11 protein-coding genes and 2 pseudogenes are annotated in these 10,617 nt (G+C 33.7%); 5 read left to right on the top strand and 8 right to left on the bottom strand.

What is annotated here, in order from left to right:
• Positions 1 to 210: 210 nt before the first annotated feature.
• The 4 genes and pseudogenes from AZF08_RS32235 to AZF08_RS19305 form a co-directional block, all read right to left on the bottom strand.
• A pseudogene (locus tag AZF08_RS32235) lies at positions 211 to 483 on the bottom strand (macrolide ABC transporter permease); the annotation flags it as partial.
• Positions 443 to 1,522 carry a sensor histidine kinase gene (locus AZF08_RS19315; protein WP_033678973.1) on the bottom strand — a complete coding sequence of 360 codons (1,080 nt, stop codon included), beginning with the start codon at positions 1,520 to 1,522 and terminating at the stop codon, positions 443 to 445. The gene AZF08_RS19315 and the pseudogene AZF08_RS32235, both read right to left, overlap by 41 nt.
• Positions 1,519 to 2,232: a response regulator transcription factor gene (locus tag AZF08_RS19310; RefSeq protein ID WP_033678974.1), complete on the bottom strand. Its 714-nt coding sequence runs from the start codon at positions 2,230 to 2,232 to the stop codon at positions 1,519 to 1,521. Before AZF08_RS19310 ends, AZF08_RS19315 begins: the two co-directional genes overlap by 4 nt.
• Positions 2,233 to 2,702: 470 nt before the next feature.
• Positions 2,703 to 4,940: an N-acetylmuramoyl-L-alanine amidase family protein gene (locus AZF08_RS19305; RefSeq protein ID WP_033678975.1), complete on the bottom strand. Its 2,238-nt coding sequence runs from the start codon at positions 4,938 to 4,940 to the stop codon at positions 2,703 to 2,705.
• Between the two features lie 478 nt (positions 4,941 to 5,418).
• Here AZF08_RS19305 and AZF08_RS28215 point away from each other — a divergent pair, with 478 nt between their 5' ends.
• Positions 5,419 to 5,589, top strand: a complete 171-nt coding sequence (locus AZF08_RS28215; protein WP_064504766.1) for a DUF4083 family protein — start codon at positions 5,419 to 5,421, stop codon at positions 5,587 to 5,589.
• A gap of 53 nt (positions 5,590 to 5,642) precedes the next feature.
• Positions 5,643 to 6,311: a VanZ family protein gene (locus tag AZF08_RS19300; RefSeq protein WP_051725963.1), complete on the top strand. Its 669-nt coding sequence runs from the start codon at positions 5,643 to 5,645 to the stop codon at positions 6,309 to 6,311.
• 75 nt (positions 6,312 to 6,386) lie between these two features.
• On the opposite strand, the gene AZF08_RS19295 is transcribed toward AZF08_RS19300, so the two are convergent.
• Positions 6,387 to 6,800 (bottom strand): YjdF family protein, encoded by a 414-nt coding sequence (locus AZF08_RS19295; protein ID WP_033678976.1) that lies wholly within the window; start codon positions 6,798 to 6,800, stop codon positions 6,387 to 6,389.
• Positions 6,801 to 7,086: 286 nt separating this feature from the next.
• Between AZF08_RS19295 and AZF08_RS19290 the strand changes: the two genes are divergently transcribed.
• Positions 7,087 to 7,407, top strand: coding sequence for a hypothetical protein (locus AZF08_RS19290; RefSeq protein ID WP_033678977.1), 321 nt, complete (start codon positions 7,087 to 7,089; stop codon positions 7,405 to 7,407).
• 130 nt (positions 7,408 to 7,537) lie between these two features.
• Entirely contained in the window at positions 7,538 to 7,750 is a 213-nt protein-coding gene (locus tag AZF08_RS19285) for a hypothetical protein (protein ID WP_033678978.1), read from the top strand.
• A 535-nt stretch (positions 7,751 to 8,285) separates the two neighbouring features.
• Here AZF08_RS19285 and AZF08_RS19280 read toward each other — a convergent pair.
• From AZF08_RS19280 to AZF08_RS19270, 3 genes are read right to left on the bottom strand one after another with little or no spacing between them, the layout of a single operon-like run.
• Complete coding sequence (locus AZF08_RS19280; RefSeq protein WP_033678979.1) at positions 8,286 to 9,086, bottom strand: DUF4097 family beta strand repeat-containing protein; 801 nt, start codon at positions 9,084 to 9,086, stop codon at positions 8,286 to 8,288.
• Between the two features lie 5 nt (positions 9,087 to 9,091).
• Positions 9,092 to 9,634, bottom strand: a complete 543-nt coding sequence (locus AZF08_RS19275; protein WP_033678980.1) for a DUF1700 domain-containing protein — start codon at positions 9,632 to 9,634, stop codon at positions 9,092 to 9,094.
• Positions 9,635 to 9,638: 4 nt separating this feature from the next.
• The gene (locus AZF08_RS19270) at positions 9,639 to 9,950 is read right to left on the bottom strand and encodes a PadR family transcriptional regulator (RefSeq protein WP_033678981.1); all 312 of its coding nucleotides are present in this window, start codon (positions 9,948 to 9,950) and stop codon (positions 9,639 to 9,641) included.
• A 578-nt stretch (positions 9,951 to 10,528) separates the two neighbouring features.
• Between AZF08_RS19270 and AZF08_RS32030 the strand changes: the two are divergent.
• Positions 10,529 to 10,617, top strand: a pseudogene (locus AZF08_RS32030) (CsxC family protein); the annotation flags it as partial.

Raw genomic sequence — 10,617 nt, 5'->3', positions numbered from 1 at the left:
ATCGTAAGTTATTCTAATTTTCCCCATAGAAAAATCCCCTCCATAGTAAACAGATTAATGTGCTTTCTTTTTACTGTCTACTATAAGGGGATCATATCAGTTTAACGGGCTCCTTTTTATTTTCCAAGAGCGTTGCTACAAACAAAAAAGAACTGGATATTGGCCAGCTCAATTCAATTTGCTTTCATATTCTTTCATTAGTTTATAAAACGTGTTTTTCCTTAGCTCTAACATTTCCATAAACATAACAGCAATTATTTCTCCACTTTTCCATTTTGAATGAGTTTCTTCTATTTGAATTAATTTTCTTTTTCCATACAGAGTCGGCCATAATGAAATTGGAACTAACGCTTCCGATGTTCCCATTTCCATAAACTCATTATCTGATTTATAAACACCAATAATTTGCATCGGTTGACCTTTCATTTCTATAATATAAATATTACAAAAGTCTTTCAGTAGTCTTATTTTTTTCTGATGTGATGGGAAGAGTAAACCAAAATTCACTTCCCTGTTTGCTATCTGAGCGATTTCTCACACCAATTTCTCCTTTGTGCATTTCAATTAGTGATTTTGTAATGGCTAGTCCGAGACCAGATCCTCCAGATTGTGAACTTCTTGATTGATCTGTTCTAAAAAAGCGTTCAAATACGCGTAATTGGTCATTTGGAGTAATTCCTTCTCCTTCATCACGCAAAATGAATTGGACTTGTTGATTTTTCTTATTTTCCTCTACAATCAGCTCGATTGTTCCAGAGACAGGGGAATACCGAATCGCATTATCTAACAAATTACTAATGACCCGTGCTATTTTACACGGCATAATTAAAAGTCGAGGTAATGTATCAGGAACCTCCAATTGTAAATCAATCTGTTTGTTTGCTAATAAGACAGTATATGACTCTAGTACATCTAATAGGACTTTGTCCATATGTGTGAAACTTGGATAGAAATCAACTTGTCCAATTTCTAACTTTGAAAGATCAAATAAGTCATTAATTAATCCGCTTAATCGTTTTATTTCTTTTAAGGTTGTCCCTAAGTACTGCTTTCTCATTTCCGGATCTTCAATCAGGTTATCTTGTAATGCTTCGATCATCAATTGCATGCTAGCCATAGGCGTTCGTAAGTCGTGTGAAATATTCGTAATCAGCTCTTTACGTGCTTTTTCCCCTTCTTCTAACTTAGTAAACCCTTCTTCTAACTTTTTTGCCATTTGTTGAAAAGCTGTTGCTAATTCTTTAAACTCCCGTGGTTCTTGTCCAATTATATACATCGTTTCAAATTGTCTATCACTAAATTGTTTCGTTAGTTCAATTAAATTTTGAATGGACCTCATGATAGGCCGTGTCATTAGCCAGTAAATAAACGTTGAAATAATCAGTGCTACAACCGCAATTACTGTTAATAACCGTGTTTGTTCTGGTTCAAGTAACATTTTCGTTTCACTATACCATATAGCAATTACCAAAATACTGGTACTTAATAAATTCATCAGTAACAATTGAATACGTAATCTCATATTTCATTTCCTCCAGTTGGCTCAAAGCGATATCCTATTCCCCAAACCGTATGAATCCAACGATTCTTTATCGTATGCTTCTCCAGCTTGTCACGTAAACGACTCACTAACACGGTTACTGTGTTTGTAACCCCTTCATGTTCAAAATCCCAAATAAGTTCAAGAAGTTGCGAACGAGAAAACACTTGTTTTGGATGCTTTGCCATGACATAAAGTACCTCAAATTCTTTCACCGTTAACTCCACTTTATTTTCACAAACAAGTACACACCTTGTTTTTGGATAAATTTTCAAATCTGGAAATTCTATCACTTCTGATAGAGATTCTTTTGCTTGTATCGGTACCTGACTGCCTCTTCTTAGTATAATTTGAACCCTTAATACTAATTCACGAGGTGAAAAGGGCTTTGTTACATAATCATCTGCTCCCATTGTTAAGCCTAAAATCCGATCTCTTTCCTCACCCTTAGCAGTTAACATAATAATAGGAACATTGGATTGTTGACGAATTTCCTCGCATAATTCCCATCCATCTTTTTTCGGCATCATCAGATCTAAAATTATCAAATCTGGTTGATATTGATGAAATACATCCCAGCCTTCAGCGCCATTCATGGCTGTAAATACTTCATATCCTTCTCTTTCTAAGTACCGTTTGCATACTTCTCGAATGTTTGCTTCATCTTCTACGATTAAAATCCTTTTTTTCATATATAATCCTCTCTTCTTTTTCACCAATCACAATAGAAATGTTTCTCTTATCTGCTTTAATCTAATAAATCTATGGAACTTGGAGATGCAGGTGCTATAACTGATAGTATTGCTAGGTTAGAATCCAGCAATTTGATCTTATATTCACTAAAAATTATTAAAAGTGATTCTATAATCCAGATGGTAATTTTAACACTTGATTACTTGTATGACTAGATAAGTTCTGTTTATGTACCATTCTGAAAAGAATACATACTGGGGAATATTTAGTTTGTGGCGTATAGAATAGAGGTAACAAATTTATAGAAAGATTTGTTATATTTAGAAACCTATATATGTAGCCCCTATCCATATGGACAGGGGGTACATATATCACATATTTTGAGTTTTTCAGAATTATATGATCCAGTTAGGTTGGGGGATCTCATTTGGAGAGTCATATTTATAAAAAATAGACTCTCTTTGGATTATTAATAACCTTTGTGCCCATGACTGTCAAATTTATAAGTCTTCATAACACCGTTCCCGTTATCAAGTTTAACAGTGACGTTTTGATAAATTGAACCATCCTCTTTGGCATAATAAGTAAAGTATCCGAAATAAGGGAAATGGTACCCACCGCCAACATTGAACCATCCTACCTTAGCTGCTCCAGAATCATCAAAGTAATACCATTTACCATCTATTTCTTGCCATCCCGTTTGTATTACGCCTTTATCATCAAAGTGGTATATCTTACCATTATCTTTTTTAAACCCAGTCAGCAAAGCTTGCCCGTCATGATTAAAATAATATTTTTTTCCGTCAATGGTTTCATGACCATTGAAAGTATAGTGTTTGCCATCTTGGAAATGATAATTCTTTCCATTAATCACCTTCCAACCCGAATAGGAAGCTCCATCCTCTAAGCTATAATAGTGCATTGTGACCTTCTCGGTTCCATCTGATTGGGGGAAAGATCTCTTTCCAGTAAGTCCTGGTTTTCTAACAGAACCGTCTTTCTCAAAAACTAATTGTTTCCCGTTAAGAGTAACAGTAGTACTAGCCAGTGCTTTTCCATTCAGATCTGAAGCCCTCTCAAGCACGCCTTTGTCGGAAAAGTGAAGAATGGCATGTTGATCTTCTAGACGCAGTTCATTTTTATTAACCTCGGAATCTTTAAAATAGTAAATTTCACCTTCTATTTCTTGCAGACCGTCTTGAATATACGCTCCAGTAGCATCAGAATAAGACGTACCATCCCAGGCTGATCGTTGCAGAACACCAGAATTATTGAAGTGATATAATTTACCCTCAATCAGTGCATCAGATGTACTTGGCAACGCCATGGAGTTAGACTCCGGATTAAAATAATACGTATTGCCCTTAATTTCCTTCCAACCCTTCAAGAGAACTCCTGAAGCATCTGTATAATAGTAGCTGTTACTTCGGTTTACCCAACTATTCGTTATCAATTTTCCAGAGGAATCGTATGCCGTCCATATAGAGTTATCACTTTTATCATTATTTCTGAACTCTACTCTTTCATATTTCTGTTTCTCATGTTCTTTACCAGGGTACCAGTCGATTAACCAATTGTTAACTTCATCATTGCCTTTTGCAGTGAAACTAATTTCAGATTTGTAACTGAAATCAGTATCGAATCCATGACCGTAACTATTACCAGCTAGACGTACTCCATTCTTGTTTATCAAATAGAACTGAAATTTATTTTTAGAAGAATTGTGGGTCTGGACAAGTTCAAACAATTCATCATTACCAATCGAATCGGAATATTGAAGCGCTTTTCCTTCTTTCCCTGAAAGATATTTTGAACCTGCTTTTACCAATACTTTATTGGACCCTTTTTTATAGGGGATAATTTTATAAGGTTCACCGTGATTAAGTATACTCTCTGGTAGTGTAATAGGTGTATCTAGGGTATTGGTAATCTCTGCAAATACATTACTTGACCGGTTATTAAAATCTGCTTGAGCTGTAGGGTTATTCGTAACATAATTAGAAAGAACTTCTCTGCCCACTGGATGTGAAGTCAATGTTGCTACCTTCTTTTGTTCATCTGTTAAATAAGAAAAGCGGTCCACCCCTAACCCTTTAAAACCGTCAAGAGAATCTGCTCCAAATTTCTTCTTATAAAATTCGTCAACAAGTACTTTATTTTCACCGGATGTTTTTTCTACGTATACGGTGATAACTTGATTAAGTGCAACTCCGGTTTTCCCTTCGTCCAATTGCGCTTGTGTAATGTAAAGAAGATCGTGCTCTGATACAGATTCTGCAAAGGGTTTCAAATCTACAATTGTACCAGGTTCTGTAATCTTAAGCTGTTGCCCCGATTTTAAGTCTTTCATCTCACTTTTTCCATCTGGATAGAGTACTTTAATCGTTCTAGTGAAATTGGAATCTCCTTTCGTATGATGCACAGAAATATTAAATTCCCCAGATTTAAAGTTAGGAGCTCTGTAAGATACATTCTCTGCATAGGGGCCAGTGTAATTAGATAAGTCAGGCTCCCCTACAGATATCCCAAGCTTTTCATAAACATCAGCTACTATACCTAATGAAGTAATAGTCACATCCAACACCGTGGCTAAACCTGCGCTAGCTTTGTTCTCTGCAACAGGAGCTACAGAAAAAAGAATACCTAATGCCGCTGTGGCAGGAATTAATTTCTTTCCAATTCTAATTGTTTTAAAGTTTTTTTTCATTTTTGTTTTCCTCTCCTAGTAGAATTCAGTTTAGGTTGCTTAAACACAATGTTCTTCTTTACTCTCTGTTTGTACTTTTTACTAACAACATCAATATCAGTAAGTTCAATATAATTTAAATATCTTTCATTGCTCTTTCACAAATGTTACAAAAGTCTTTCACAATTCATTTTTTAATTTTATGTGTACAAAATGTTCCTTTTATATAGAATGATTTCAAAGGTCAAACAAAAGACGAAAGTAAAATTTCGAATAGAAGTTTACTTTCGTCTTATTGTCGAAAAAAGAAACAAAATGTATTTTTTGAGAATTACAAAAGCCTTATAAAAGTCTTTCAGCACCAATGTTTTTGTTCATATATTGAATACCGATAATGATGCGTTATGTTAACCTTACATGTATACGATATACAACCAAAATTACACAACATATCACTTCTTCTAAATGGTACAATAAGGAAAAAAGGGGGTTCTGAATAATGCCTTTAGGAGCCACTATTTATTACATCATTATTCTAATAATCATCGGTGCACTGCTTGGCGTGATTATACGTATACTTCGATATACTAGCAGTCGCAAAAAGCAAAATCCAGTTGAGCAAAAATTAGATAAGGTTATTCAACTGTTAGAAAAACAAAACAAAAATTGACCCCCCTCTCCGAACGGAAGGGGTTTGCTTTGAAATGAAAATAAGGAGTTTGAATGAACATAATGAAAAAGTATATGTTATTAATCATCCCTCTTATTCTTTTAGGACAAGATTTATTTCCGTATTTCAATTTCCAGTTAGAACTACAAATTATATTAAATATGATAATTATTTTGATTTTGCTGGCTACTCTTTTAAAGCGTACAACACTTCAAAACATTCCTGATTGGGTTATTGGTGCTTGTCTCTCTTTATATCTTTGTTTCCTATACATGAGAACCGTAAAAATCAGCCTTTTTTACTCTCCTATGAATCTCACAGCAGAGGATATAAGGAGAATGTTTGCATTTTCGGTTAATCTGATACCTAGCAAAGGAATCATAGATATACTACAAAATCACCCGTCTGCGTTGTATCAAATTTTAGGGAATGCGTTTATGCTTACACCACTTACGTTTGTCATGTTGTACTTCAAATGGGTAAAAAGTATCAAGCAAGCAATTTGGTATTCGTTCCTCTGTACAGTTGGAATTGAACTTGTACAGTTCCTCCAAACTTGTACGGTTTTCTTATTTAGCATCGGGGAAAGCAGAGGCACAGATATTGATGACATAATCCTAAATACAATGGGGGCTGTTGTAGGAGCAGGATGCTACATCCTTTGGTCCAAGATAGAAAAGTTTTTCGGCAAAAAGACAAGAAAAACAGATGTAACTGTGTAACTAGCGATTTCGGGATTTATGTTAACTATTTAAGGTAAAATAAAGGATCATCCGCTAAATATAGCGGATGATCCTTTATCTTCCTCGATGTTTTTCTTTTCGCTTTTGAATTTTAATTTGTCTTTTTCTTTCTTTAATTTCTTCTTTTTTTTGACGTGTCATACTTTGCTTCATTTTCTTTTTTTGTTCTAATTCTATTCTCAACGTTTCAAAAGATTTATTTGAAACCCCTTGATTTTTTATTTCTTTTGCTGTTAATCTTATTAATCTTTTAGGATTGATAGCTTTAGTTTTTCTATTATCTTTGGAGTTTTTAATACCTGATGTATTATTTAGTAATGGAATCATATCATGAAAAATAAAGTCTAATATTTCACTATCCTTTGGTTCTGTTCTAAAAGTATATTTACATACCTTTAGTTTGTTATTTTCATGCATTTCTACAATTCCAATCCAAAATTGTCCATCAAAATAAATTGTAAGTTTCATTGAGAACCCCCCTTTATATAACATGAGTGATGGACATCCCAGGGGGGAAGGTTACTGACAATAGTTTTTCGGACTACTGTGTCCGGACTACCAACCGAACTGTGTTTTTTCACTCTAAGTTTATTATATTTTAAAATTGCAATTTATAAAAGTTTTGGGATTTTTACTACTGATAAGTGAGGTTATGTTAACTATAGACAGAATATATAAAGGGTTTTTATATATAAATTTAGAAATATAATAGTAATAGTTTTTAATCTGAAATATGAAGGAGTATATGGATAAGATGAAAAAAGTGTTAGGAGTGCTTGCAACTTTAATAATTGAAGGAGTAATTGTATATAAATTAGCAGAATTTATTGGTTGGAATTTTATTGATATAACCTTTTTTATAGGAATTTGCTTTACTCTGATTACAGGATTTTTTAGTAGTAAAGGTGGATTCTCTAGTAATAGTGTTCGACTTCAACTTCAAGCTCAAACAGGTATTAAAATCGAAGAGGAAAAGTTTAAATTGAATATGAATCCTGTTTTTATTGGGTCTATTACTTATACAGTAGCTTCTTTACTATTTGTAGTAATAGGATATTGGAAATATTTTATTTAGTAGTGCTTACTTCCGTTAACTTAAATTATGTAAAAAAGCTAGCCTGGATCTAGCTTTTTCTTTTTTGTTCATGATGTTCTAATCTCTTTATTTGTCATATTTTGAATGTATACTTTTGTTAGTGTTTTTTATGGAAAAAGTTAAGTTTATAAAACTCAATGATTGGTCATTGCTTCCTTTTAAAGAAAAAGTTTCTAATGAACAATTTCATGACAAAGAATTTCGATGGATCAAAAACAGAAGAGTCAAAGGGGCTTGTTGGCCTTATAAAATGGCTAAAGAAATCGGGTGGACCATCGTATCTTCAATTGACGTTGAAATTCATCCTGTAACTGAAAGATAAGTCTGTCATGTCTTTAAAAGAAGAAGTGATAGACAAAAATAGTGAATGAAAATTAATTACATCATTTAAACCTTATCGCAACGATTAAAGGGGTGCAGCCGAGATACATGAAATTTCGGGTCATATTCTGTATTTTATTTCCATTATTAGATTTCGATGTAACAAAAAGATGTTATATGAATAATGTTACGAATTATTTTTGATACAGTATTTTGTTACAGCTAGTTCAACAGTTGAGATAGTTCATATTTTCAAATACAAAACGTAACAAAAACGAACGTTTATGTTACAAATCTGATTAGTAAGGTGAAGCTTTAATCAGTGGGGTGGTCTTCATCCCCCTTTTATATATTAAATTTTTTAGCTTATATGAACGAAAGTTCATTGTGTTTCTGCTCTTAAGTTGATGGGCATGTGATGGGACCCCCATAAATAAAAAAGGAAGTAAACATATTATATATGACTAATATGTACTTCCCTTTATTCATTAATGATTTTTTAATTTTAGGTCTTGATAAAAATCTATGGTTTATTTTTAATTCACTTCTATTGTAACGTCTCCAGCAGACGTTTTCCCATTAATTTTCACACTACCATTTCCAATGGTTACATCCCTATCTTCTTGCTTAAAAATTCTCACTTTCCCCGCATACGTTTTTCCACTAATAGTCGCATCTTGAGGTTTCTCTAATAAACGAATATCAACATCCCCGGCAGTTGAACTTGCTTCCACATCATATTTAGCATCATGATCAATAATATCTACTTCTCCGCTCAGTGTTTTTGCTATAACTTTACCACTCCCTTTTTTTATTTTTATCGAACCAGCCTTAGTGGACCCTTCAACCTTTTTTGCAGTTACTTTCTCTAATTCCACGTCCCCACCAAGTGTCGCAACGGTTACATGATCACTTTTCACATCACTTACTTCTATCTCCCCGGCAGACGAGCCCACTTTCAATTCTTGATATGCACGCTCCGGAACAATAACCGTTACCTTAGGCGTTTTAAATCCGAAAGATAAAAATGAAAAATCAAATGATATCCCTTTTTTTACTTTTCCTTGAATTTTTAATGTATCTCCCTTTTCCTCAACATTAATTTTTTGCTTCGCTACATCTCCTGACTGTTTTACATAAAAAGAGGAATCATCTCCTTTTTGAATCGTAACATCCCCAGCGTCCAAATCAATTTCTACATTTTTGATTGCCTCATTTTTAATAACCTTTTCCGTGTCTCCCTTTCCCACCGCATCTACTGTTTTTGAATATGTTTGCGATATACCAATAACACCAATAACGATACAAGCGACAGCTCCTAATAATATTTTTTTCATATTATTTACTCCCCTTTAATCATCTTAAGATTCCAATTGACATAGCGCACACACAAATCTTTAAACCAGTTTGTGCAGTAATATGCCCCGATACATAGCAATAGACCCACTCCGATAAATGTAATAGAAACAAATACATCAAGCCATAAGAAAGTGCCCATTAGTATCTTAATTACTACAAATAGTGGTGACACAACAGTGGCAACTCCTCCAACCCAAAGTGCAAATATAAAACTCACAATTGCAACTAAAGGTCCTAATACAACAATAAAGTTTAATAAACTAAGTCCAATTGCTGCTATCACAGCTCTTGTTATATTTGAAGCAGATGGATCCTTTTTCATCTCATCAAAACGATATAATGCCAACATTTCTTTCGCAATTGCTTTTGGCGAACCGAGCCCTTTTATAATTTCAGATTCTGTCTTCCCCTCTTCGAAACCAAACTGAAAATGTTCCTCATAATCGTATACAATATCTCGTCTCTCTTCTTCTGGTAGCTTTCTAAGATGTCCCGATAATTCTCGGAGAAACTGTTCTTTATTCATCTCATTACACCTCTTCAATAATTTCTTGTACCCCTTTAGCAAAATCACGCCACTCCGTTACAAGTAAATGAAGTTGCTCTTCACCCTGAGTTGTTAATTGATAATATTTACGCGGCGGTCCTTCCGTTGATTCTTTTAAATACGTTTGAAAGTATTCCTCTTTTGTTAATCGACGTAACAACGGATATACCGATCCTTCTGAGATTAAGAATTTATTGGAGATTTGCTGAACGAGTTCATAACCGTAGCAATCTTTTCTCTTAACAAGTGCCAGCACACAAAGCTCTAATACACCTTTTTTAAACTGGACGTTCAAAGACAATCCTCCTTCCTAATTAGTACCATTCAATACAAGGCACTTTCGTTATCCATAATATACCACCTACTATTGTTTATTGCAAGGTACTGTTAGATATTTAATGAAAATAGGTTTGACACTACCCTTATTTAAGCCAAATAAAAAAATCACGATCCCTCCTTACTTAAACATAGGAAGAAATCGCGAAACATTATCTTGTTCACGGATTGTTTTTTCCATTCACGTAATTGATCTTTTGATACTTTCATTCCCCCACATCTTCCCTTCATAAAATAAAAAAGACACCAATCCATAGTGTAGCAATTGTTACTGCTCTAATAAATTGATGCCCTCTAATTATCTAGCCGGACTATATTCAAAGGATTATTTTGTTAAGTTTTTCATGCTTTAGGGTTTTCATCAATTTATTGTAAACATATGAATTTTTCAATTCCTTGTCATCCGTGTGCTTCATTTCAATAAATAATAATATCAACTACTATACAAGCACAAGCATAAGTAGAAGAAGAGAATATATTAATAATGTAAACAGCTAGTGAAATCCTAAATTCGCTATAAAAAGGAGAGATATTAATATGAGTGAACAATGTCCAATTAACGTGCCATGTCAAGTTCCAGCACAAACTCAAATTCCACTTAATGATCAAGAAGCAGAGCAAGTTGT

It is taken from the genome of Bacillus gaemokensis (assembly GCF_001590835.1).
GTDB classification, from domain to species: domain Bacteria; phylum Bacillota; class Bacilli; order Bacillales; family Bacillaceae_G; genus Bacillus_A; species Bacillus_A gaemokensis.
The sequence above is the reverse complement of the archived record's forward strand: the minus strand, read 5'-3'. Positions and strand labels throughout refer to the sequence as shown.

What these genes read in the sequence shown, in the direction of transcription:
- AZF08_RS19315 (WP_033678973.1), bottom strand. Translation starts at nt 1,522, where the DNA reads ATGAGATTACGTATTCAATTGTTACTGATGAATTTATTAAGTACCAGT.
- AZF08_RS19310 (WP_033678974.1), bottom strand. Translation starts at nt 2,232, where the DNA reads ATGAAAAAAAGGATTTTAATCGTAGAAGATGAAGCAAACATTCGAGAA.
- AZF08_RS19305 (WP_033678975.1), bottom strand. Translation starts at nt 4,940, where the DNA reads ATGAAAAAAAACTTTAAAACAATTAGAATTGGAAAGAAATTAATTCCT.
- AZF08_RS28215 (WP_064504766.1), top strand. Translation starts at nt 5,419, where the DNA reads ATGCCTTTAGGAGCCACTATTTATTACATCATTATTCTAATAATCATC.
- AZF08_RS19300 (WP_051725963.1), top strand. Translation starts at nt 5,643, where the DNA reads ATGAACATAATGAAAAAGTATATGTTATTAATCATCCCTCTTATTCTT.
- AZF08_RS19295 (WP_033678976.1), bottom strand. Translation starts at nt 6,800, where the DNA reads ATGAAACTTACAATTTATTTTGATGGACAATTTTGGATTGGAATTGTA.
- AZF08_RS19290 (WP_033678977.1), top strand. Translation starts at nt 7,087, where the DNA reads ATGAAAAAAGTGTTAGGAGTGCTTGCAACTTTAATAATTGAAGGAGTA.
- AZF08_RS19285 (WP_033678978.1), top strand. Translation starts at nt 7,538, where the DNA reads ATGGAAAAAGTTAAGTTTATAAAACTCAATGATTGGTCATTGCTTCCT.
- AZF08_RS19280 (WP_033678979.1), bottom strand. Translation starts at nt 9,086, where the DNA reads ATGAAAAAAATATTATTAGGAGCTGTCGCTTGTATCGTTATTGGTGTT.
- AZF08_RS19275 (WP_033678980.1), bottom strand. Translation starts at nt 9,634, where the DNA reads ATGAATAAAGAACAGTTTCTCCGAGAATTATCGGGACATCTTAGAAAG.